The organism is Streptomyces sp. NPDC088252 (assembly GCF_044740965.1).
Lineage (GTDB): Bacteria > Actinomycetota > Actinomycetes > Streptomycetales > Streptomycetaceae > Streptomyces.
Genome location: NZ_JBIURS010000002.1, coordinates 304,043 through 326,379, shown reverse-complemented (window position 1 = coordinate 326,379; position 22,337 = coordinate 304,043). Strand labels below are relative to the sequence as shown.

At 66.2% G+C, this 22,337-nt stretch carries 24 protein-coding genes and 1 tRNA gene; 18 read left to right on the top strand and 7 right to left on the bottom strand.

The window, feature by feature from the left end; genetic code table 11:
* Nucleotides 1–721: 721 nt before the first annotated feature.
* Nucleotides 722–1,201, bottom strand: coding sequence for a hypothetical protein (locus ACIOHC_RS05250; protein ID WP_401841506.1), 480 nt, complete (start codon nucleotides 1,199–1,201; stop codon nucleotides 722–724).
* 510 nt (nucleotides 1,202–1,711) lie between these two features.
* Between ACIOHC_RS05250 and ACIOHC_RS05245 the strand changes: the two genes are divergently transcribed.
* Both ACIOHC_RS05245 and ACIOHC_RS05240 read left to right on the top strand, forming a co-directional pair.
* Nucleotides 1,712–2,509 carry a hypothetical protein gene (locus ACIOHC_RS05245; protein WP_401841504.1) on the top strand — a complete coding sequence of 266 codons (798 nt, stop codon included), beginning with the start codon at nucleotides 1,712–1,714 and terminating at the stop codon, nucleotides 2,507–2,509.
* A gap of 197 nt (nucleotides 2,510–2,706) precedes the next feature.
* Entirely contained in the window at nucleotides 2,707–3,651 is a 945-nt protein-coding gene (locus ACIOHC_RS05240; protein ID WP_401841503.1) for a DNA-methyltransferase, read from the top strand.
* Here the strand turns inward: ACIOHC_RS05240 and ACIOHC_RS05235 are convergent.
* Both ACIOHC_RS05235 and ACIOHC_RS05230 read right to left on the bottom strand, forming a co-directional pair.
* Nucleotides 3,648–4,316 (bottom strand): hypothetical protein, encoded by a 669-nt coding sequence (locus tag ACIOHC_RS05235; RefSeq protein ID WP_401841502.1) that lies wholly within the window; start codon nucleotides 4,314–4,316, stop codon nucleotides 3,648–3,650. The genes ACIOHC_RS05240 and ACIOHC_RS05235 overlap by 4 nt on opposite strands.
* A 704-nt stretch (nucleotides 4,317–5,020) precedes the next feature.
* Nucleotides 5,021–5,488, bottom strand: coding sequence for an NUDIX hydrolase (locus ACIOHC_RS05230; RefSeq protein ID WP_401841499.1), 468 nt, complete (start codon nucleotides 5,486–5,488; stop codon nucleotides 5,021–5,023).
* A gap of 18 nt (nucleotides 5,489–5,506) precedes the next feature.
* Between ACIOHC_RS05230 and ACIOHC_RS05225 the strand changes: the two genes are divergently transcribed.
* The 12 genes from ACIOHC_RS05225 (at nucleotide 5,507) to ACIOHC_RS05170 (ending at nucleotide 13,237) form a co-directional block, all read left to right on the top strand.
* Nucleotides 5,507–6,286: a GntR family transcriptional regulator gene (locus ACIOHC_RS05225; protein ID WP_401841496.1), complete on the top strand. Its 780-nt coding sequence runs from the start codon at nucleotides 5,507–5,509 to the stop codon at nucleotides 6,284–6,286.
* A gap of 138 nt (nucleotides 6,287–6,424) precedes the next feature.
* The gene (locus tag ACIOHC_RS05220; protein WP_401841494.1) at nucleotides 6,425–6,757 is read left to right on the top strand and encodes a hypothetical protein; all 333 of its coding nucleotides are present in this window, start codon (nucleotides 6,425–6,427) and stop codon (nucleotides 6,755–6,757) included.
* Between the two features lie 3 nt (nucleotides 6,758–6,760).
* Nucleotides 6,761–8,107, top strand: coding sequence for an FtsK/SpoIIIE domain-containing protein (locus tag ACIOHC_RS05215; protein ID WP_401841493.1), 1,347 nt, complete (start codon nucleotides 6,761–6,763; stop codon nucleotides 8,105–8,107).
* A 36-nt stretch (nucleotides 8,108–8,143) separates the two neighbouring features.
* Entirely contained in the window at nucleotides 8,144–8,842 is a 699-nt protein-coding gene (locus ACIOHC_RS05210; RefSeq protein ID WP_401841491.1) for a DUF2637 domain-containing protein, read from the top strand.
* A 15-nt stretch (nucleotides 8,843–8,857) separates the two neighbouring features.
* Nucleotides 8,858–9,046 carry a mobile element transfer protein gene (locus ACIOHC_RS05205; RefSeq protein ID WP_376687911.1) on the top strand — a complete coding sequence of 63 codons (189 nt, stop codon included), beginning with the start codon at nucleotides 8,858–8,860 and terminating at the stop codon, nucleotides 9,044–9,046.
* Nucleotides 9,047–9,065: 19 nt separating this feature from the next.
* Nucleotides 9,066–9,221 carry a hypothetical protein gene (locus tag ACIOHC_RS05200; protein ID WP_401841488.1) on the top strand — a complete coding sequence of 52 codons (156 nt, stop codon included), beginning with the start codon at nucleotides 9,066–9,068 and terminating at the stop codon, nucleotides 9,219–9,221.
* A 23-nt stretch (nucleotides 9,222–9,244) separates the two neighbouring features.
* A complete protein-coding gene (locus ACIOHC_RS05195) occupies nucleotides 9,245–9,550 on the top strand; it encodes a SpdD-like protein (protein WP_401841487.1) in 306 nt (101 codons plus the stop codon).
* Nucleotides 9,551–9,639: 89 nt separating this feature from the next.
* Nucleotides 9,640–10,191 (top strand): GGDEF domain-containing protein, encoded by a 552-nt coding sequence (locus ACIOHC_RS05190; protein ID WP_401841484.1) that lies wholly within the window; start codon nucleotides 9,640–9,642, stop codon nucleotides 10,189–10,191.
* Nucleotides 10,192–10,291: 100 nt separating this feature from the next.
* Nucleotides 10,292–10,486 carry a hypothetical protein gene (locus ACIOHC_RS05185; protein WP_401841481.1) on the top strand — a complete coding sequence of 65 codons (195 nt, stop codon included), beginning with the start codon at nucleotides 10,292–10,294 and terminating at the stop codon, nucleotides 10,484–10,486.
* Nucleotides 10,483–11,868 (top strand): replication initiator protein RepSA, encoded by a 1,386-nt coding sequence (repSA, locus tag ACIOHC_RS05180; RefSeq protein WP_401841479.1) that lies wholly within the window; start codon nucleotides 10,483–10,485, stop codon nucleotides 11,866–11,868. The genes ACIOHC_RS05185 and repSA overlap by 4 nt, the downstream gene beginning before the upstream one ends.
* On the top strand, nucleotides 11,865–12,077 hold the full coding sequence (locus ACIOHC_RS05175) for an excisionase family DNA-binding protein (RefSeq protein WP_401841476.1): 213 nt from the start codon (nucleotides 11,865–11,867) through the stop codon (nucleotides 12,075–12,077). The genes repSA and ACIOHC_RS05175 overlap by 4 nt, the downstream gene beginning before the upstream one ends.
* Nucleotides 12,077–13,237: a tyrosine-type recombinase/integrase gene (locus ACIOHC_RS05170; protein WP_401841474.1), complete on the top strand. Its 1,161-nt coding sequence runs from the start codon at nucleotides 12,077–12,079 to the stop codon at nucleotides 13,235–13,237. The genes ACIOHC_RS05175 and ACIOHC_RS05170 overlap by 1 nt, the downstream gene beginning before the upstream one ends.
* Before the next feature lie 51 nt (nucleotides 13,238–13,288).
* On the opposite strand, the gene ACIOHC_RS05165 is transcribed toward ACIOHC_RS05170, so the two are convergent.
* A tRNA-Gly gene (locus tag ACIOHC_RS05165) sits at nucleotides 13,289–13,362 on the bottom strand.
* A gap of 467 nt (nucleotides 13,363–13,829) precedes the next feature.
* Between ACIOHC_RS05165 and dcd the strand changes: the two genes are divergently transcribed.
* Together dcd and ACIOHC_RS05155 are read left to right on the top strand one after the other, a co-directional pair.
* On the top strand, nucleotides 13,830–14,405 hold the full coding sequence (dcd, locus tag ACIOHC_RS05160; protein ID WP_072487843.1) for a dCTP deaminase: 576 nt from the start codon (nucleotides 13,830–13,832) through the stop codon (nucleotides 14,403–14,405).
* Nucleotides 14,406–14,411: 6 nt separating this feature from the next.
* A complete protein-coding gene (locus ACIOHC_RS05155; protein ID WP_351071609.1) occupies nucleotides 14,412–14,912 on the top strand; it encodes a phosphoribosyltransferase in 501 nt (166 codons plus the stop codon).
* A 223-nt stretch (nucleotides 14,913–15,135) separates the two neighbouring features.
* On the opposite strand, the gene ACIOHC_RS05150 is transcribed toward ACIOHC_RS05155, so the two are convergent.
* The 3 genes from ACIOHC_RS05150 to ACIOHC_RS05140 all read right to left on the bottom strand — a co-directional run bounded on the left by ACIOHC_RS05150 (nucleotide 15,136) and on the right by ACIOHC_RS05140 (nucleotide 19,331).
* Entirely contained in the window at nucleotides 15,136–16,083 is a 948-nt protein-coding gene (locus ACIOHC_RS05150; RefSeq protein WP_351071606.1) for a Yip1 family protein, read from the bottom strand.
* A gap of 193 nt (nucleotides 16,084–16,276) precedes the next feature.
* Nucleotides 16,277–18,544 (bottom strand): (Fe-S)-binding protein, encoded by a 2,268-nt coding sequence (locus tag ACIOHC_RS05145; RefSeq protein ID WP_351071603.1) that lies wholly within the window; start codon nucleotides 18,542–18,544, stop codon nucleotides 16,277–16,279.
* Between the two features lie 97 nt (nucleotides 18,545–18,641).
* Complete coding sequence (locus tag ACIOHC_RS05140; RefSeq protein WP_401841756.1) at nucleotides 18,642–19,331, bottom strand: sugar transferase; 690 nt, start codon at nucleotides 19,329–19,331, stop codon at nucleotides 18,642–18,644.
* A gap of 467 nt (nucleotides 19,332–19,798) precedes the next feature.
* Here ACIOHC_RS05140 and dnaK point away from each other — a divergent pair, with 467 nt between their 5' ends.
* Nucleotides 19,799–21,640 carry a molecular chaperone DnaK gene (gene dnaK, locus ACIOHC_RS05135; RefSeq protein ID WP_365691472.1) on the top strand — a complete coding sequence of 614 codons (1,842 nt, stop codon included), beginning with the start codon at nucleotides 19,799–19,801 and terminating at the stop codon, nucleotides 21,638–21,640.
* Nucleotides 21,637–22,278, top strand: a complete 642-nt coding sequence (gene grpE / locus ACIOHC_RS05130; protein ID WP_351071598.1) for a nucleotide exchange factor GrpE — start codon at nucleotides 21,637–21,639, stop codon at nucleotides 22,276–22,278. Before dnaK ends, grpE begins: the two co-directional genes overlap by 4 nt.
* Nucleotides 22,279–22,337: the final 59 nt, after the last annotated feature.

Below are 22,337 nucleotides of genomic sequence, written 5' to 3'. Positions count from 1 at the left end.
ACCCGGCCCTGGTGGCGTCCGTACGCGCTACTGGCTTAACGTCGGCTCGATGCCGCACGCCCTGGGAGTAGTAACGGGAAACGAGCCGCGCCCGCGTCTCCTCGGGGCGAGCGGCGCTGCTACTGGACCAGCCGGAGCACCGGCTTCTGTTCCTGAACGTCCAGCAGGTTCTGCACCCTCTCGCTTGTCCACGCCAGCTCATGAGCCAGTCGGGAAACCGATAGGCCCGCTTCCCTGGCAGCCAGCTCGAAGGCTTGCCCAAGCAGCGAAGGCCGTTCACCGGGGAAGTTCGAGACGGATTCCGCGGTGAAGCCCGGCTGGCCGTCGAGAGCGCGTAAACGCTGATACGGCTGGCTGGCAGTCGCGTCGGAGATCAGCCCCAGCTCGCGGCATCGGTAGACGAGCGAGTAGAGGGAGACTCCCCGGAGCTCGGCACGCGAATGGCACGGGCCCTAAAAGTGGTCTAGACAACAAACAAGGCCCTGGTCTCTGACCAGGGCTTTCATTATGGAGCGGGTGACGAGAATCGAACTCGCGCTCTGAGCTTGGGAATCGCAGGCAATGCCATGCCAGCTCACCATCTGACCAGCAGCTATGTACCTGTTGGGTTGCAAGGGGCACTGCTTCGGTAGCCGCCGTTGACCGCGGTTCGCCGTACCAACTGGTGCGCATCTGGTGCGAGCCTTCTGCGGCTACGGGCTACCGTCCCGCCGGCTGCGTGTCATCGTGCCGTGATCGACTTGGCCGCTCCAAGATCAAGACGCATGACGGTGCGGAGCTCGGCCACGGCAGCATCAAACCTCTCCTCCATCTCCACATAGGCCGCGTCGTCGAGCGAGGCACCTGCCACGAGCAGGTCTCGGGTATCCCTCAGGACCACGAATGCTGATCGTGCGGCTTCCACGATCTCCGGTGGTGCGACGATGGCCAACTGGTGGCGGATCTCGTACGCACCAGGCGTCAGGAACACTTCACGGACCCTCCGTGGCCGCTCGGTAGCTGGGATGTCCTCCTGCGCGCACTCATTGAGCGCTGTCCGGATCCGTGAGAGCGCAGCGGTGTAGTCGGCATACATCTGCCTTCGCACGTCGAGGTCCTGGCCGGCACGGTCCCTGCGCCACCTAGCCCGATCAGCGAGCAAGGTGGAGCCAACCCCGATTGCCGCACCAAGTGCCGTACTGGCCAGCGATATCCACTCCATGACAGGAGAGGCTAGAACCTCCGCCTGTCGGCCGCCCGGCGGTTGCAACTCACGGCTGAAGCCCGTGCAGCTACGGAGCTTGGGAATCACCGGGCAGATTACAGAGAAGGAAGCTTCAGTCTGCGGAAAGCGCCACTTGGCCTGCCGTCAGATGGCCCATTTCGTGACCGCCACTGACCGGGGCTGTCCCACTGTTCTGGCACGAGTCTGGCACGGGCCCAACTCTTCATCGCAGCGCTTAGAGGTCAGGGCCGCTGTTCCGGCTTCGACGACGATCTTAGCGCCGAGGCTGCGTACGTGATACGTGCGCGGTCCTCCGACACGACAGCTCTCGTTGCCCGATCGGTGGTCACATTGCCGTGGACGGCGGCTGCCCGGATGCTCTTCATGGGGGTGGTCAGATCGGTAGCATCCTCGGGTCGGTGAGGAGCTCGGATCCGAGTTGGCTCTCTCATATTCGATCACGGCCGGAGACATAATAATGGTTCGTTGGTGAGATCGGAGGAATCTATGGATGATTTCAGTGCATGGTGGAAGCGACGAGAGGAAGAGCGTGCAGAGCGCCAGCGAAAACACGAGGAGCATCTGGAGTCACCGCAATATCTGGGACAACTGAAACGCCTGGATCGGCTGACCGAGGCTGCGATCAACCTAGTCTATATGTCTCACATGGGCATTACCAGAATTCCCCGAGCGGCCGACACATACCTCGTATACGCAGGAACAGACGATGAGCTTGAATGCATCGTGGCAATACGAGCGCTGGTTGCGCAAGGTGTGCACAATGTGGCGCGACGAGAGTGTCGATATCTTCTCGAGCAAGCGGTTAAGTTCCTCTACGTCGACCAGCAGTGTCCCAGTCTCGCCATAACTAGGGAGCAGCGGATCGACTTCCTCAAGAAGGAGGTTCCGCGGTCAAGTATCCAACCGATCTTTGACGTGGACCCACTGCTGCCACCGGAGGAAGTGAAGACATTCCGTGAGGAGGTCAAGGGCCGATGGTCTTCCCTTTCCGGAGTGGTCCACCCTTCGAAGGAACAACTAGACGAGCGAGCTGCAAGGGCCCGCAGGGGGGCATTTAGCGGTTTTGAGACCGTTAAAGACCTCGCGGCGATGAATGATCAGCTCGCAGCAGTCTACGATTTTTTGGGCGTGATGTGGTTGACGGCTGCTGGGCCCGGAATTGCGGGGGATTTGATACTGGAACTAGATCAGGCAGATTGGATCTTTCGTAAGTCCAAGTGGCTCACAAAGCTGAGTCGCCTATACGATTACAAACTCGAACGTCAGGGGAAATTGCAGAATTAGTTCGAATCGCGTGGCCATCGAGTATCTGGAGTGACGGTCCTCACGGGAAATTTCACTGTCGTTTTCGTTTCAGATGGGTACGAACAGGGCTGAAGATGTTAGAATTCCCCTGAGTGTAATGCTGATGGATCGAAAGGTGAGGATCGTCAAGGATGGACAGTTTGAAAAATATTAGAATCCCCCACCAGGGGCGAGTGGTGGAGATTCACGAAGGGGATGCTTATGACCTGTTGAATAAACTTCCACCAGAGTCCGTAGATCTAGTAATCACCTCGCCGCCGTACTGGGGGTTGCGAACTTACGGGCTCACCCATAACGAGAACATTCTTCAGGAGTGGCTTTCTGAAGGAAACGTCAAGGAGCAGGTCCCTTCTTACGACTGGTACCGCATGCACGGTGGTTGCCTTGGCATGGAACCAATGCCCGAATGGTATGTAAGTAATCTGGCTGACTTCTTTCAGCGGAGCGCGTCCGCCCTCAAACCGGGGGGCAGCCTCTGGGTGAACATCGGTGACACCTATTTCGCTCGCTGGTCCAGTATTCGCCTTGAGGGAAGGCAAGGGCTCGGAGATACACCTAGGATGCGCCGCAAGACGCCAATGGGTGGATTTCGCCAAGAGAAGCAGCTCCTTATGATTCCTGCGCGTTTCGCCATTGCTATGCAGGACAATCGCTGGATTCTGCGTAACGATCTAATCTGGGAGAAACGAAATGTTCCTCCTCGACCAGAGAAAGACAGATTGCGTTTGGCGCACGAGCATTTCTATCACTTCGTGAAGCGGCCGAAGGAGGGGCGCGCGAAGTACTACTACGACATGACGGCCGTCGAGGACGGTGCGCGCGACGTCGTCACTGTTAACGCCTCGTCGGGCTCAGATGGGCACTCAGCCACCTTTCCGGTCAAACTCATTGAACCGAGGATTCTAAGTTCGTGCCCGCCTGGTGGCGTGGTTCTTGACCCATTCTGCGGCACTGGGAGATCGCTCTCTGTTGCTGCGAAGAACGGCCGTAGGGCAATTGGTTTCGAGATCACCTCGCACTTTTCCAGTTCGGCGCGCAAGAATGTAGGAATTGACTTGCCCGAAGAGGTCGAGAATGAGGGCAAGAATGGGCTAGTGGACCAGGATGACGCCCTCTTTTAGAAAAGAGTGGGACCTGTTTCGGTTCGTTGCCGAAGTTGCGATGCCGCTTTTTGCTTCACTTTGGCCAAGAAATCTGTACGCACGGCGGGGGGGCGACCGCTTTTAATCATGGCGGTGGTGTAGTTGTCCAGGCTTGTGCGCACAGTCTCCACGTGAGGCATCGCTAGCCGGCCCCCAGGTTCTGTGGTTCCGTCGTAGTCGAATCCCATGAATGTGATGTCCCATTGGCTAGAGTCCCCCAGTGGAACAAAATTGATGCGTGAGCGTAGCTGCTCAAGGATCTTATGTTGCATTACCACGTAAAGCGGTACTGAGATTTGCTTAAGGTATTCGCCCTTTACTGCAACCTGCGTTCCAAGCCTTTTGTATACGTTTCCCGTATTGATTCCATAGTCGACCGTGTCGCGCCTATTCTTCTCCTCTGCTTCTTTGGTGAAGTACTCACGCCACAACTCCGTCTCACCTGCTTCCCAGGCTCGCCAAGCTGGCCCCACTCCGCCCCCACGCAGGTCGATTGCCTGGGTCTCGATAGCGATTGCTTTGACGCCATTGAGGTAACTTGGGTCATCTGCGTAAGCCACATAATCTAGGTTCAGTCGTGGGCTTTGTGTGACGGTAACTTCTGGTACGAGGCGTGCGGGTTGATCCCCGAAGAAGTCGCGCACGGCCCACTCTGTGGGCTTACCATCTAGGCGATGGTCGCAGACGGCGTATGTTTGTGTCTGATCGTCCCATGCGGCGGAGTACCTGACAGAGCAATATCCCATACCGTCATATTGCTTCTGCTTTTCGCATTCCCCGTTAGTGAAAGGGCAAGCCTTTTCGCTGCGGGCAGCTATGGCCTCAGTGGAAGTGCAGTCATGTGGATATCCGTAAGCTTCCGCAATCGGAAATACTTTTCCCCGGCCCTGCTGTTTACTCGACATATCTGCCCCATCCCCATGTCGTGCTTGTCGCCATGACGTGTTGCTGGGTGATCATAGTGTCGTCCGGGGGTCTTGCGGGATGTGTTGCCGGTTTAGGTCGGCGGAGCGGGTTTGGCCGGTGTCCTGCCCGGTTTGGGGTCGAGCATGATCAGGGGGCCGTACGCTGGCCGGCAACTCGGGCAGGCTGTGATCCTGCCCGGAATTTGAACGAGTGGCCCCCTGGTCTTGCTCGACGCGGGACCCGAACCGGGGAGGTGGCTAAAGCCGTGGAGCCGACCGCCCCAGCCGCAGCGGGTTTCTTCCCCACCACGGTGCTCGCTCCAGCCGCGCGACCGGCGTAGCCGGGGCCAGAGCGGGCCGAAGGCAGGAGCGTCGGGCCCCGGCGGTGAGCCGGGGAGCGCGCGGCGAGCGGAGCGAGGCGCCTTGATGAAGTAGGGAAAGTTCTACCGCGCTGGGATCAGGTGCTTGCCGTCGTGGCTCCGCACGTGGGGGCCTGCCTCGTCGAGGGCGTCCAGCAGGCGGATTGCGTAGACCTCGGACATCCGCTCGGTGATCTGTTCCGGGGTGAGCCAGTCGACTGCCGTCGATTCGGCGGACGTGCGCTCGGTGCCTCCGGAAGGCTTGCACCGGAAGACCATGGCGACGATGCCCCTGGCCGTGTTCTTGTAGACGCCCGTGAGCTGGTCGACCTCGACGTGAATGCCGGTCTCTTCCCAGACCTCGCGGCTGACTCCCTGCTCCGGGGACTCCTCCAACTCCAGCACCCCGCCCGGCAACTCCCATGTCCCGTTGTCCGCCCGGCGGATCGCCAGGAGTCGACCGTCCTCGCGCACCACCGCGCCCGCCACGGACACACTGTGCTTCGGCGTTGACGGGGCTTCTTGGGCGCTGTTACTCATGTACAGGAGCATAGGAGAGTGAGTAGGTCGATGGGAACAGCAGTAGGAGGTGGCAGGTCCGTACCTCGGTACGTTCAGATCGCCGACGAGATCGTTCGGCAGATCCGGGCCGGTGTCCTCAAGCCTGGCGACATGGTGCCGAGTGAGTCCGAGTTGGTCGACCGCTACGGCGTATCCGGCGGCACGATCCGCAAGGCCATGGTGGAGGTCCGCGCGAGCGGCCTGGTGGAGACCCGGCACGGCAAGGGTTCCTTGGTGAAGGCCCGGCCCCCAGTGCGTCATCGGTCCTCGGACCGGTTCCGGCGCTCGCATCGCAAGGGTGGTAAGGCCGCGTACCTCGCAGAGTCCGAGCAGGCCGGCGCGACCGCCAAGGTGAGTGTGCTGTTCATCGGCCCGGCTGACGCACCCGAGGACATTGCGGAACGCCTCGGCGTCGATACCGGAACGAAGGTGCTGGCCCGCCGACGTCTCTACTTCCGTAACGGCACTCCGGTCGAGACCGCTACGTCGTACCTGCCGTGGGACGTCGTGAAGGACATCCCCGAGCTGTTCTCCGAGAACCCCGGCCCCGGTGGGATCTACGCCCGGCTTGAGGACGACGGCCACGTCTTCGCGGAGTTCGTCGAGACCCTCCAGGCGCGGCCGGCCTCCAAGGCGGAGTCCTCCGAGCTGGCGCTGAGCCCCGGTGCCCCGGTCGTTCACCTCATCCGGAATGCCGTGACTGAAGAGGGCCGTGTGGTCGAGGTCTGCGACACCCTCATGGCTGCTGACCAGTTCGTTTTCAGCTACCGCATCCCCGCCGCTGACTGACGCACACTCAACTCACCTCAACCCGCTGCGAATTCTTCTTCGCGGCGGGTTGACTCATGTACAGGAGTGCTGCACTCTTCTTCATGTCACTCATATACATGAGTGACAGAGTCCAGCACTTCTAGAGGAGTGATCTCTGTGCGTGTGATCCCCGTCGACATGACCGGTGTGACCGTGATGGTGGCCCAGCCGCCCACGACGAAGATGCGGGACAAGAAGGCCGGCGTCGTCGCGGTCGACCCGGAGAGCGGCGGCACCCTGATGACCGTCGACGTCCTGTTCGTCGCGAACGGCAACGCTGAGGTCGTCTCGGTTACCGTCCCGGAGGCGGACATCTCCGGTGAGCTGGCCACGGGTACCCCGGTGGCGCTGACCTCGCTGGTGGCCCGGCCGTGGGAGAACGAGTTCAACGGTCAGAAGCGGCACGGGATTTCCTTCCGCGCCGCCGCTGTGACCTCGCTGGCGGGCTGACCCTTGACCGGCGGACAGATCACCGCGTTAGTCACCCTGCTGCTGATAGCCGTGGGCCTGCTGTTCCTGCGCCGTCTGCGGCCCGCCTGGTTCTGGGTCGTCTTCGCCGCCCCCGCCAAGCTGCTCCGCATCGCGATCACCTACCGGTCCGTGATGGAAGCGTGTGGGCTGGACGAACCGCCTTCCCGCATCCGGCTGACGATCGCTGCGGCAACTCGGCGGACGCCGTCCCGCATGCTGCCCCGTGTCACCCGCGTCCGGATCAACGCGAACGGGCTGGTTCTGCGGATACGGATGAGGCCGGGCCAGGAAGTCAGGGACTTCGAGACGGCGGGCGAACGGCTCCGCCACTCCTGGCGGGCCTATGCGGTCCACATGTCTCCCCTGCGGCCTGGATGGCTTCAGCTTCGGGTCATCGGATACGACGTGCTCCGGCGGGTCGTGATGCCGGACACCGGGAAGCCCGAACTGCTGCGTGTGCCCGTGTCCTTACGGGCTGACGGCCTCCCGCACTTCCGTGACTTCCGGGCCATCGCTCACGAACTCGTCATGGGGGCAACCGAGTCGGGCAAGTCGGTGTACCTGCGTGGGCTGATCGCAGGACTCGCCTCACAGCCGGTGGCGCTGGTCGGTATCGATTGCAAGTGGGGTGTAGAACTCGCACCGTTCTCCCGCCGCCTCTCCGCGCTTGCCTGCACCCCGGAGGAAGCCGCGGAACTGCTCGACGCCTTGGTGGCGGAGATGACCGACCGGTACGAGCTGATCCGGACCATCCAGCAGTTCGCCCCCGGCACGGGTCCCGAAGGAATCAGCTCGGACATCTGGGGCCTCCCCGATGACCTGCGACCGGTGCCCCTGGTGCTGTTCGTGGACGAGGTGGCGGAACTCTTCCTCGCGTCCACCGCAGCCGATGAGAAGCGGCGGGACCGGATGGTGACTCAGCTCGTTCGCATCGCCCAGCTCGGCCGGGCCGCCGGTATCTACCTCGAAATCTGCGGGCAGCGCTTCGGGGCCGAACTCGGCAAGGGCGCAACAGCACTTCGAGCTCAGCTCACCGGCCGTATCTCGCACCGGGTCAACGACGAGACCACCGCCAAGATGGCGCTCGGCGACATCAGTCCGCTCGCCGTCATGGCGGCCACTGCGATCGGCCCCGACCAGCGCGGGACGGCGGTTGCCGGTGACTCCTCCGGTGGCTGGTCCATCGTCCGCAGCCCTCTTCTCTCGCTCGACCAGGCCGTTGCCGCCTGTGCCGAGCACGCCCGGCTCACCCCGGACCTTCCCGGCCTCGCCGCCTTCCGCCCGCAGGGTGCCCCGGTCTCGTACGCCCTGGTCCCCGACAAGGACTGACCACCGACGCTCGCAATCCTGAAAGGAGGACCTGTCATGCGGTCATCGTTCCGCCTGGATGCCGTACTCGTTCAAGCCGTGATCGCCGGTGCTCTGTCCTTCTCCCACCTTCACGACCTGGCCCAGGCCGCCGGACAGAACGGCTGGAAGGCGTGGGCCTACCCGATCTCCGTCGACCTGCTGCTCGTTGCTGCCTGGCACCGGCTTTGCAGCCTGCGGAACACCGACTCGCCCCGGCGGGCCGCGTGGATCTGGTTCGCCGTCGCGCTCGCCGCGTCCCTCGGGGCGAACATCGCCACCGCCGGGCTGCTCGACCTGGCGGACGTTCCCAACTGGCTCCGCATCCTCGTCGCCGGGTGGCCGGCACTCGCATTCCTCGGCGGAACGCTCCTGGCCCATTCACCGGCTCCGACTGTGCAGAACGACGAACCGGCCCCGGTCCGGGACGCCGAACCTGAAGCCGAGCCTGAGCAACCGGTCCGCCCCGCCCCGGCACGCGATCTGCCCACCGCACCCGAGCCGTCCCACCAGGAGCCGGACGAGATCGCACCGGCCGCCACAGCGCCCGCTCTTCCTGCGGCTCCGTCCGTGCCCCCGGCCCTGATCGCCCACGCCCGAAAGCTCGCCGACACCCACCACGCCACGACCGGCCACGCCATCGACACAGACACCCTGCGCGCTCGCCTCGGCGTTCCCGCTCCGATGGCCGACGCCATCGCCGCCCAACTCGCCTGAAAGGAGGTGAACTCCATGGCCCGCAACCGCTTCTGGAACGTCGACCGCATCGGCCCCGTCCAGATCGGCACCCACCGCGACCGCCACGGCCGCGACGCCCACGCCGCCGCCTGCACCGCCCCCGGCTGCGACTGGTCCGCCGACTACCTCAACCGCGCCTCGGCCGAACTCGCCGCCCGCACCCACCGCTGCAACGCCCGCTGACTTCCGAGGAGATCACGTCATGAACGTCCCGCTCTGGCTCGCTCTGATCGTCGTCGGCGCACTCGGCATCAAGCTCGTCCGCCCGCCCATGTGGCTGGTCGCCGTCCTGCTCTTCGGCGGCTACCTCCTCGCGGACAGCTTCCTCGCACCTGCCATAGACAGCTTCAGCAAGTAACCGGCCCAGAAAGGAGAACCGCCGTGTTCAAGCCCAGGTACCCGCACTCCGACACCCACACCTTCGCCGTCACGAGCCACACATCCGCACCGCTCCCGGTGCCGACCGAGCACACCGAACGGCCGGCCACCGAGCCCGTGCCCGTCCGGCGCGGAGTCGTCGACATCGCTCGCGCCAACCCCGTCGTCGCCGTCACCGGGGTCGTCGCGGTCGGTGCGGTCGTCACCTCGATGCTGCTGGCCGTCGCCGTCACCGCGCTCGCGCTGTCCATCAGCGGCGTCGTGCTCCTGGTCCTCGTGCGCATGCTCCGCCAGGAATTCCACCGCTGACCGGCCTCCGGGCGGTGCCACAAGCCGCCAAGCATCGCCACCGCCCGGATGGCCCACGCAACCCCTTCCAACCGCATCGAAGGAGAACCGTGGACACCCAAGCGCTCGCCCTCGCCTTACCGCTCATCGGCTGGGCCTCGCACACCACCCTGCTCACCCACCGGCTCGCCACCGCCCGCCGGGACCCGCTTACCGGCCTTCGTACTCGCGCCGGATGGACGGCACTTGCCGAGCGAGTCATCCGCCGGCACCGGGACGCGGTCGTCCTCCTGCTCGACGTGGACGACTTCAAGAACCTCAACGACTCCCACGGCCACGCCGCCGGGGACGTCGCCCTGGCCGTCACCGCCGAACGCCTCGCCACCTGGTGTGGCCGTCACGGCATCGCCGGACGCCTCGGGGGAGACGAGTTCGTCGCCATCGCCCGCCGAACCCCGGACCTGGAGAGCCTCCACCGGGTCCTGCGTCAGCCCGTCGTCCACGCCGGGCAGCGGCTCCCGGTCTCCGTGTCGGTCGGCTCCTGCCACGTGACGGACCTGCCGGTCCGCAGTCTCTCCGACGCGCTCGCCGCCGCTGACTCCGCGATGTACGCGGCCAAGGGAACGGCCGGTCGACGCGGTACCCGTCCGCTCTCCCGCTGATCCAGCACTGACCGGCCTCCGGGCGGCGCACAAGCCGCCAAGCATCGCCGCCGCCCGGACGGTCCGGCCCCTTCCAACCGCAATCGAAAGGACCACCATCATGGCCCAGCACAGCCCTGCCCCGACGCGTATCTGCCCGGACTGCGACGGCTTCCCCGCCGTCGCCATCGACACCGGCACGCTCCTCGACGACGGCACTCGCGCCACCCTTCTGGTTACCTGCCGCCGCTGCCGGGGTACCGGCTCCACCCGCGCCGCCGCCCCGGCCCCGGTCGCCCAGCGGGAGCACGCGTGACAGACACCGCGACCCTCGCGGGCCTGGACCCGGCCACCCTCGGCGATCTGCTGCGGGTGGCCGGGGCCACCGGCTTCGACCGCTGGCGCGACCAGATCCGCCGCACCGGTGGCTGCTCCAACCCCATCCACCTGTCCGGCTGGACGCTCACCAAGGACAAGGCCACCGGCGAGACGCTGCACCGCTACTCCACCAGTACGGAGCCCGGTGGACGCCTCCGCGTCGCCTGCGGCAACCGTCGTGCCTCGCGTTGCCCGGCCTGCGCCTGGACCTACTCCGCCGACACGTACCACCTGATCCGCGCCGGACTTGCGGGCGACCAGGACAAGGACGTCCCCTCCACCGTCCGCGACCATCCCCGCGTCTTCGCCACGCTCACCGCCCCGTCCTTCGGGCCGGTCCACAACCGCCCCGACTCCGGTCGCTGCCGCTGCGGCACCGCCCACGGGCCGGACGACGATGCTCTCGGCACCCCGCTCGACCCCGACTCGTACGACTACGCGGGCGCGGTCCTCTTCAATAACCACGCCGGGGACCTGTGGCAGCGCTTCACCAACCGCCTCCGCCGGGAGATCGCCGCCCGCGCCGGGCTCACCCAACGCGAACTCAAGGAAGTGGCACGGGTCTCGTACGGCAAGGTCGCCGAGTTCCAGAAGCGCGGGGCCGTCCACTTCCATGCCGTCGTACGCCTCGACGGTCCGGACGGGGCCGACAGCCCGCCGCCCTCCTGGGCCTCCGTGCAGCTGCTCAGCGACTCCATCCGGGCGGCCGTCGTGCACTCGTACACGACCATCACCGTCCCGGCCGCCGCCGGCCAACCCGCCCGCCCGCTCCGCTGGGGCACCCAGCTCGACATCCGCCCCATCCGAGCCTTCGACGCCGGTACCGACATCACCGAACAGGCGGTCGCCTCCTACGTCGCCAAGTACGCGACCAAGGCCGCCGAGACGACCGGCACCGTCGACCGCCGGGTCGGCAACCGCGAGGCCCTGGTCCTCCTCGACGTACCCGACCACCCGCGCCGACTCATCGAAGCCTGCTTCGACCTCGATGCGCTCTACCCCGACCGGCGGCTGAGGGCCTGGGCGCACATGCTCGGCTTCCGCGGCCACTTCTCCAGCAAGTCTCGCCGCTACTCGACCACCCTCGGCGCCCTCCGCCAGATCCGCGCCGACTACCGCGCCGCCCAGCAACGCGAAGAACTCGGCCTGCCCGACCCGGATCAGGACTCGACCGTCCTCGTCCTCACGGACTGGCGCTACGCCGGACAGGGCCACAGCCCCGGCGAGTCCGTTCTCGCCGCCTCGATCGCCAGAGACCTGCAACTCAACCGAGAAACCGCCCGCGACGCCCTCGCCGCCCTGGAAGGAGACCGGTCGTGACTGACCTCCTGCTCACCGTCGATCAAGCTGCCGAACGCCTCGGCACCACCGCACGCTTTCCTCGCCGCCTCATCGCCGAACGTCGGATCGCCTTCGTCAAGGTCGGCAGTCACGTGCGCATCAAGGAGAGCGTCCTCGTGGCGTACATCGAGGGGAACACCGTTCAGCCCGTCCGTCGTCGTCGGACCCGCTACGGAAGGGCCGCCTGATGGGGAACGCGAAGGGAAGTCGTCGGCGGTTCGGTGCTGTGCGTCAGTACCGGTCCGGCCGCTGGACCGCGAGCTACCTGGGACCGGACGGGCAGGAGTTCCGCGCGCCCGAGACCTTCGAGACCAAGAAGGACGCTGAGGTCTGGCTCTCCCAGATCGAGGCCGATCTCACGCGTGGGAACTGGCAGGACCCGGACGCCGGTGCGGTGAACTTCAAGGAGTACGCCCTCCAGTGGGTGGACGAACGTGGCCTCTCCGCCACCACTGACGAGCTGTACCGCCGACTCCTGCGGCTCCATATCCTGCCCACCTTCGAGGGCCTGGACCTCGACGAGATCACCGCGCCCCGTGTACGCACCTGGCGAACCGAGCGACTGTCGTCCACCGGGGCAGCCACGACCGTGGCCAAGTCGTACCGGCTGCTCAAGGCCATCATGGAAACCGCAGTCGATGACGAGCTGATCCGCCGGAACCCCTGCCGCATCAGGGGCGCCGGAAAGGAGTCGTCCGCAGAACGCCAGATCGCCACCGTCGCCCGGGTCGACGCGCTCGCCAACGCTCTCGGCCCTCGCTGGCGACTGATGGTCTTCCTCGGCGCGTACGGGCCTCTTCGGCCAGAGGAACAAGCGGAGCTGCGCCGCAAGGACGTGGACCTGGACGAGATGACCATCCGGGTACGCATGGCCGCGCCCGAGCTGACCACCGGTCGCCGTGCTCCCGGCGATACCAAGTCGGAAGCGGGCAAGCGGATCGTGGTCCTGCCGGCCTTTCTCCGGACAGACCTCCGGCGTCACCTCGACTGGTACGCGGAAAAGGGGCCGGACGGACTTCTGTTCGTGGGGGAGAAGGGCAAGCCGTTCCGGCGGTCTACCTTCGGGCGGAAATGGCGCAGGGCTCGCGCGCTCGTCGGCATGCCGGACGGCTTTCGTTTCTACGACCTTCGTCACACCGGGCACACCCTGGCCACGCGGTCCGGGGCCACACTCAAGGACACGATGGTCCGGGCCGGCCAGTCGTCGGAGAAGGCCGCGCTGATCTACCAGCACTCGGATCTTGAGCGACAGCAGGAGGTCGCGAGCGGACTGAACGACTTCGTGCGCGCCGCCCGCGAGAGGGCCAAGGAGAAGCCTTCTGGTGCGGATCTGGTGCGGGACGCTTGAACTGGTCCAGACAACAAAGAAGCCCCCGGCCGCTGGCCTGGGGCTTTTTCATGGAGCGGGTGACGAGAATCGAACTCGCGCTCTGAGCTTGGGAAGCTCATGTTCTACCATTAAACTACACCCGCGTAACGCACCGATCGATCCGCTGCGTATCGTCACACACTGTACCCCATGCCAGGTCCCCGGCGTTCGAGCCGTGGGGCCCTTTTGTTGTGGGGGAGGGTGGATGCGGTTGCTGTGGGCGGGAGTTGAGGGCGTAGCGTGGGTGGTCGGAGTGCCGCCTGGAGTGGCGTCCTGTTCATCCCCTAATGTGGCTTTCTCGTCCAAGGCTTGTTGGGGAAGGGACTTGATGGACTCCATGGAGCGCACCGTCGTCCGCTGTGCCGAAGGGCACGTTTTCGCTACCGCTTCGTTCCCGATGCAGCAGCTCGGGTCCGGGCGGATCGGTCCCGGGCGGCTCATTCGCTGTCCTCGTTGTGCGCGGTTGCGGCATGCCGTGCCCGTGGTGTTCGAGGAGCGGTAGCGGCGGTGTCGGGCGCGCGGGGCGGTCCCGGATTGGGGCGGGCCCGCGCGTTCTGCGTATCCTCGGGGCGTGCTTCTCTCAGACAAGGACATCCGGGCCGAGATCGACGCCGGACGTGTTCGCATTGATCCGTTCGACGCATCGATGGTGCAGCCCTCCAGCATCGATGTGCGGCTCGACCGCTATTTCCGGGTGTTCGAGAACCACCGCTATCCGCATATCGACCCAGCCGTCGAGCAGGCCGATCTGACGCGCATGGTCGAGCCGGACGGGGACGAGGCGTTCATTCTGCACCCCGGTGAGTTCGTGCTCGCTTCGACGTACGAGGTCATTTCGCTTCCCGACGATCTTGCGTCGCGGCTGGAGGGGAAGAGTTCGCTGGGCCGGCTCGGTCTGGTGACGCATTCGACCGCCGGGTTCATCGACCCCGGTTTCTCCGGTCACGTGACCCTGGAGCTGTCGAATCTCGCGACGCTGCCCATAAAGCTGTGGCCGGGGATGAAGATCGGGCAGCTGTGCATGTTCCGGCTGAGTTCGCCCTCGGAGTTCCCGTACGGCTCCGAGCGGTACGGATCGCGTTATCAGGGCCAGCGCGGGCCGACCGCGTCGCGGTCGTTCATGAACTTCCACCGGACGCAGGTGTGATGCCCGATGAGTGTTGAGGTGCGGGAGAATCTGACGTACGACGGCTTCGGCCATGCCGTGCGTGAGCTGGCGCAGGCCGTGGCCGACGACGGGTTCGAGCCCGATGTCGTGCTGAGCATCGCGCGGGGCGGGGTGTTCGTCGCGGGTGGGCTCGCCTACGCCCTGGACTGCAAGAACATTCATCTGGTGAATGTGGAGTTCTACACCGGTGTGGGCACCACCCTGGAAATGCCGGTCATGCTGGCGCCCGTGCCGAACGTCATCGACTTCTCGGACAAGAAGGTCCTGATCGCCGACGATGTCGCCGACACCGGGAAGACGCTGAAGCTGGTGCGCGATTTCTGCATCGATCATGTTGCGGAGGTGCGCAGCGCGGTCATCTACGAGAAGTCGCATTCGCTCGTGAAGTGCGAGTACGTGTGGAAGAAGACCGATCGCTGGATCAATTTCCCGTGGAGCGTGGAGAAGCCCGTCGTGCGACGCAGCGGGCAGGTTCTCGACGCCTGACGCGCGAAACACCGCGCGTGCGTGATGCCCGATGGACCGTGGCCCGACGGTACGGGTGCGTGATGCCACTCCGGCCGGTGCGCGACGGGTGTCGGTCGTGAGGACGGATGGACGGACTGAAGACCCCCGGCGCACAAGAAACCCCCGGCGCACAAGCGCCGGGGGTTTTCTGTCCGGGTTCTGTCTGTCCGCGGACGGGACCGGTTTCCCGCTGGCGGGACCGTCAGATCGTGCCGAGCTTGATGATCGACAGCAGCGCGATCAGCTGGATCGCGGAGGCGCCCAGCGCCTTCGGCCACGGCAGGTCGTGCGATTTGCTCACCATCGAGGTGAAGAGCGCGGCCGAGGCCAGCCAGGTGATCCAGCCGAGGATCTGGACCAGGGAGTTCTCGCCCCCGAGGAAGAGGGCGAATATCAGGCGGGGCGCGTCCGTGATCGACATGATCAGCATGGAGAGGCCCACGGTCGGCTGCCAGGAGCCGTCGCCCCCGAGCTGGCGGGCCAGGGTGTGCGTGACCGCGCCGAGGACCAGACCGCCGATGACGAAGCCGATGCCCGTGATGACGACGTAGGGGACCGCGGTGGAGATCGTCGCGTGGATCGCGTCGTCCCGGGCCTGGTCGAAGCCGAAGAGGGCGAGCAGGCCGTACAGGAACGTGACGATGAGCGCCGGGCCCCAGACCGGGTAGTCGCGCATCTGCCAGAACGTCGGTCCCGGGCGCAGCACGATGCCGCTCAGCAGGTCCTTCCACGGCAGTCGCGGGCCTGCGGGCTGGGCGGGGGCCTGGCCGGCACGGTAGGTGTTGGCGTCGCCGTACGGGTCCTCACCGATGCTGAACGCCTGGGTGTGGCCGGGGGAGTTGGCGTACGGGTCGCCCTGCCGGGGGGACCCGTGGGGGTGGTGGGGCTGTTGGTACGGGTCGCCGAAGTACTCCGGCTCCCCGTGGCCGCCACCGTTGTAGCCGTTGCCGTTCCCGTAGCCGCCGTTGTGGCCGCCGTGGCGTCCACCGTTGTCGTACGGGGGCGGGGCGCCGTCGCCTCCCGTCGGCGGCCAGGGCTGCTGCCCGTACGGCGGTGGTGCCTGTGTGCCGTACGGCTGCTGCCGCGGTTGCTGTTGCCCTTGTTGCGGGGTGCGGTTGTCCCGGCCGCGTCCGATCCTGAATCCAGCCACGTCATCGAACGTACCCGGTCCGCGTGGGTGCGGTGAGAGGGCCCGGGGAACCTGCCCGCCATTGCGGCCGAGCTGTGACATCCCCTAGGGGAACCCTGGGGGCTGCCCCACGTGCGACGCGGTACGCAAGACAGAAGCGGCCGGTCCTGCCCCCGAGGCAGGTCCGGCCGCTTCTGTCGCACGACAGCCCGAGCTACTTCACCGGCTCCGGCTCCGGTGCGTCCGCCGACTCCGTCTCGCCGGCCGGGTCGGCCGGAGTCTTCACGGAGTCCAGCAGCAGCTGCGACACGTCGACCACCTGGACCGACTCCTTCGCCTTGCCGTCGTTCTTCTTGCCGTTGACCGAGTCGGTCAGCATGACCAGGCAGAACGGGCAGGCGGTGGAGACGATGTCGGGGTTCAGGGACAGGGCCTCGTCGACGCGCTCGTTGTTGATGCGCTTGCCGATCCGCTCCTCCATCCACATCCGGGCACCACCGGCACCGCAGCAGAAGCCGCGCTCCTTGTGGCGGTGCATCTCCTCGTTCCTGAGGCCCGGGACCTTCGCGATGATCTCGCGCGGCGGGGTGTAGATCTTGTTGTGACGGCCCAGGTAGCAGGGGTCGTGGTACGTGATCAGGCCCTCGACCGGGGTCACCGGGGTCAGCCTGCCCTCGTCGATGAGGTGCTGGAGCAGCTGGGTGTGGTGGATGACCTCGTACTCGCCGCCGAGCTGCGGGTACTCGTTGGCGATCGTGTTGAAGCAGTGCGGGCAGGTCGCGACGATCTTCTTCGCGGCCTTCGCCTTCTTCGTCGAGTCGTCCTCGTCGTCCTCGCCGAACGCCATGTTCAGCATGGCCACGTTCTCCTGGCCGAGCTGCTGGAACAGCGGCTCGTTGCCCAGGCGGCGGGCCGAGTCACCGGTGCACTTCTCGTCGCCGCCCATGATCGCGAACTTGACGCCCGCGATGTGGAGGAGTTCCGCGAAGGCCTTCGTGGTCTTCTTGGCCCGGTCTTCGAGCGCGCCCGCGCAGCCGACCCAGTACAGGTAGTCGATCTCGGACAGGTCCTCGACGTCCTTGCCGACGATCGGGACCTCGAAGTCGACCTCCTTGGTCCACTCGACGCGCTGCTTCTTGGCCAGCCCCCAGGGGTTGCCCTTCTTCTCCAGGTTCTTGAGCATGGTGCCCGCCTCGGACGGGAACGCGGACTCGATCATCACCTGGTAGCGGCGCATGTCGACGATGTGGTCGATGTGCTCGATGTCGACCGGGCACTGCTCCACACACGCACCGCAGGTGGTGCAGGACCACAGCACGTCCGGGTCGATGACGCCGTTCTCCTCGACCGTGCCGATCAGCGGGCGCTCGGCCTCCGCCAGGGCCGCGGCCGGGACGTCCTTCAGCTGCTCCTCGGACGCCTTCTCGTTGCCCTCCATGTCCTTGCCGCCGCCGGCCAGCAGATACGGGGCCTTGGCGTGCGCGTGGTCGCGCAGCGACATGATCAGGAGCTTCGGGGAGAGCGGCTTGCCCGTGTTCCAGGCCGGGCACTGCGACTGGCAGCGACCGCACTCCGTGCACGTGGAGAAGTCGAGGATGCCCTTCCAGGAGAACTGCTCGACCTGGGAGACACCGAAGACGTCGTCCTCGCCCGGGTCCTCGAAGTCGATCTCCTTGCCGCCGGAGGTCATGGGCTGGAGGGCGCCGAGCGCGACCGCGCCGTCCGCGTTCCGTTTGAACCAGATGTTCGGGAAGCCGAGGAAGCGGTGCCAGGCGACACCCATGTTGGTGTTGAGCGAGACGGTGATCATCCAGATCAGCGAAGTGCCGATCTTGATCAACGCGACGAAGTAGATGAGGTTCTGCAGCGTGCCGAGCGCGAGGCCCTTGAAGGCGAGGACCAGCGGGTACGAGATGAAGTACGCGGCCTCGTAGCCCCCGACGTGGTGGATCGCGCCCTCGAGGCCGCGCAGGGTCAGGATCGCCAGGCCGATGATGAGGATGACGTACTCGACGAAGTACGCCTGCCACGCCTTGGAACCCGTGAAGCGGGACTTGCGGCCGGCCCGGGAGGGCAGGTTCAGCAGCCGGATGGCGATCAGCACGAGGATGCCGACCGTCGTCATCAGGCCGATGAACTCGGTGTACATCTCGAACGGCAGCCAGTTGCCGATGATCGGCAGGACCCAGTCGGCCTTGAAGAGCTGCCCGTACGCCTGGAGCAGCGTCGGCGGCAGCGTCAGGAAGCCGATGGCGACGAACCAGTGCGCGAAGCCGACGATCCCCCACCGGTTCATCCGGGTGTGGCCGAGGAACTCCTTGACCAGGGTGATCGTGCGCTGCTTCGGGTTGTCGGTGCGGCTGCCCGCCGGGACCGGCTGTCCGAGCGTGACGAACCGGTAGATCTGCGCGACGGCTCGGGCGATGAGCGCAACGCCGACCACAGTCAGCACCAGCGACACGATGATCGCGGCGAGTTGCATTTGGGGGCTCCTCGGGCCTGCGAGGGTGGGATCCAGCGTCTGCGGACACTGGGACTACTAAGCAGTAACTTAATCAGTCTGTGCTGACACTATCCACTTATTCCGCCGCGCTGTAGCCGGACCGGCGGTGATCTGTGTCGCTCAGGTGTGCCTTGCCGCGTCGGGTGAGTCCGCGGACCGCCCGGTGCAGCGGAGTGTGTACGGCTCTCGCCAGGATGGCGAGGTCGAGTCCCACCCAGTGGTGCTCGGCGTAGTGCTGGTCGAGCAGGGCGGGTTCGTCCCACGGCATGCCGGAGCGGGAGCGTACCTGTGCCAGGCCGGTGAGGCCCGGTCTCAGTTCCTGCCGCCAGTCTCTCGCGGCGGGGACGGTGACGGTTCCCGGGGGCTCCGTGGTGGCGGTGGTTGTGGCTGTGGGTCCGCAGGGGTCGGCGGAGTCGGTGGCCTCGGCGGCCTCGGCGGGTCCGGCGGGTCCGGCTGTCCCGGCTCGGGCCTCGTCCGGCGTCAGGGGTTCGGGGCCGACCAGGGACAGCTCTCCCCTTACGACGTGCGGCAGCCGGGAGAGCAGGTCCAGCCGCAGCCGGCGGGTGCGCAGCGAGCGCAGTACGAAGAGGTGACCGCCCAGGCCGATCCGGGGTGAGCGGGTCAGTACCCCGCCGGAGGGGCGTCGTGCGGCGAGGGCGAGGGCGCCCGCGGCGAGCAGGGGGGCGGCGAGAGTCAGCAGGATCGAGCCGAGGGTCAGATCCAGTACGCGCTTGGCCGACGGCCACTCCTGCTGTCGCAGGCGCATGCGGGCCGACGAGAGGGCCGACAGGAGGCCCGGCGGGAGAACCGGCGTGCCCGCCGGGGTGCGGGCGGTCGCGTGGGCCCGCAGGTACGCCGACATGCGGCCCGGCCCGCGGTCGGACAGGTGGCCCGGCAGGCGTGCCGCGGCGCGTGCCGGGATGCGGCCCATGGAACGGTCCATCGGCCGGCCCTGTCTCTGTCTCTGCATCGTTCGCGCCTGCCTGGGGTGGGGTGGATCGAGTGCCGGTTTTGTGTGGCTCACGGCAATTTGTGACAGAACGATCCCACGACGCGATGATGGGGGCGGGTTTCCCGGCCCGCGAGGGAGCCGGTGTCGTCCGGGATCATCCGCCGCGCGTCAGGTGCATGCACGATAGTTGAGTCGACTCGACTCAAGTCTGTTGACACTGGGACGGGCGTCATGCATCCTTGAGTCAGTTCCACTCAAGTAGTCAAGCTGGAGGAATTGAAATGGCACGTGCGGTCGGCATCGACCTGGGCACGACTAACTCCGTCGTCAGCGTTCTCGAAGGCGGCGAGCCCACCGTCATCACCAACGCAGAGGGCGCCAGGACCACGCCGTCCGTCGTCGCCTTCGCGAAGAACGGCGAGGTGCTGGTCGGCGAGGTCGCCAAGCGCCAGGCGGTGACCAACGTCGACAGGACCATCCGCTCCGTCAAGCGCCACATGGGCACTGACTGGAAGATCGACCTGGACGGCAAGAGCTTCAACCCGCAGCAGATGAGCGCCTTCATCCTGCAGAAGCTGAAGCGGGACGCCGAGTCCTACCTGGGCGAGAAGGTGACCGACGCGGTCATCACCGTCCCCGCGTACTTCAACGACTCCGAGCGTCAGGCGACGAAGGAGGCCGGCGAGATCGCCGGCCTGAACGTCCTGCGCATCGTCAACGAGCCGACCGCCGCCGCGCTGGCGTACGGGCTCGACAAGGACGACCAGACGATCCTCGTCTTCGACCTCGGTGGCGGCACGTTCGACGTGTCGCTGCTGGAGATCGGCGACGGCGTCGTCGAGGTGAAGGCCACCAACGGTGACAACCACCTCGGTGGTGACGACTGGGACCAGCGCGTCGTCGACTACCTGGTGAAGCAGTTCGCCAACGGCCACGGCGTGGACCTGTCCAAGGACAAGATGGCTCTCCAGCGTCTGCGCGAGGCCGCGGAGAAGGCGAAGATCGAGCTCTCGTCCTCGACGGAGACCACGATCAACCTGCCCTACATCACGGCGTCCGCCGAGGGCCCGCTGCACCTGGACGAGAAGCTCACGCGCTCGCAGTTCCAGCAGCTGACCGCCGACCTGCTGGAGCGGTGCAAGACCCCGTTCCACAACGTCGTCAAGGACGCGGGCATCCAGCTCTCCGAGATCGACCACGTCGTGCTCGTCGGTGGCTCGACCCGCATGCCGGCCGTCGCCGAGCTCGTCAAGGAGCTGACCGGTGGCCAGGAGGCCAACAAGGGTGTGAACCCGGACGAGGTCGTCGCCATCGGTGCCTCGCTCCAGGCCGGTGTCCTCAAGGGCGAGGTCAAGGACGTCCTGCTGCTCGACGTCACCCCGCTGTCCCTCGGCATCGAGACCAAGGGCGGCATCATGACGAAGCTCATCGAGCGCAACACCACGATCCCGACCAAGCGCTCCGAGATCTTCACGACGGCCGAGGACAACCAGCCGTCCGTGCAGATCCAGGTCTACCAGGGCGAGCGCGAGATCGCGGCGTACAACAAGAAGCTCGGGATGTTCGAGCTGACCGGCCTGCCGCCCGCCCCGCGCGGCGTCCCGCAGATCGAGGTCGCGTTCGACATCGACGCGAACGGCATCATGCACGTCGCCGCCAAGGACCTCGGCACCGGCAAGGAGCAGAAGATGACCGTCACCGGCGGCTCCTCGCTGCCCAAGGACGAGGTCAACCGGATGCGTGAAGAGGCCGAGAAGTACGCCGAGGAGGACCACGCCCGCCGCGAGGCCGCCGAGTCGCGCAACCAGGGCGAGCAGCTCGTCTACCAGACGGAGAAGTTCCTCAAGGACAACGAGGACAAGGTCCCCGGTGACGTGAAGACGGAGGTGGAGACCGCGCTCACCGAGCTGAAGGAGAAGCTCAAGGGCGACGACACCGCCGAGATCCGCACGGCCACCGAGAAGGTCGCGGCCGTCTCCCAGAAGCTGGGCCAGGCGATGTACGCCAACGCCCAGGCCGAGGGCGACCAGCAGCCGGGCGCCCAGCAGGCCAAGGCCGACGACGATGTCGTCGACGCCGAGATCGTGGACGACGAGAAGGACGCGAAGGGCGGTGCGGTGTGACCGAGGAGACTCCGGGCTTCGAGGAGAAGCCCGACGTCCCCTCCGGCGCCACCCCCGGCGGAGCCGAGCCGAAGGACGCCGCTTCCTCTCCGGAGGAGGAGGCGTCCCCGGACGGGGACGCAGCACAGACAGTCGGCCTGACGGCCCAGCTGGACCAGGTCCGCACCGCGCTCAGCGAGCGCACGGGCGACCTCCAGCGGCTCCAGGCCGAGTACCAGAACTACCGCCGCCGCGTCGAGCGGGACCGGGCCACGGTCAAGGAGATCGCCGTAGCGGGTCTCCTGTCCGAGCTCCTGCCCGTGCTCGACGACGTCGGCCGGGCCCGCGATCACGGCGAGCTCGTGGGCGGGTTCAAGTCGGTGGCCGAATCACTGGAGACGGTCGTCGCCAAGCTGGGCCTGCAGCAGTTCGGCAAGGAGGGCGAGCCCTTCGACCCGACGATCCATGAAGCCCTGATGCACTCGTACGCGCCGGATGTCACCGAGACGACCTGCGTGGCGATCCTGCAGCCGGGGTATCGGATCGGCGAACGCACCATCCGCCCCGCGCGGGTGGCGGTGGCCGAACCCCAGCCGGGTGCGGCAGCCAAGGAAGAGAAGGCAACCGACGAGGAGAGCGGTGGCACCGAGGAGGTCTGACATCCCGTCTGACCACCTCGCGGCCCACCGCCCGGCCATGCGACCGCCCACCGGGCCGG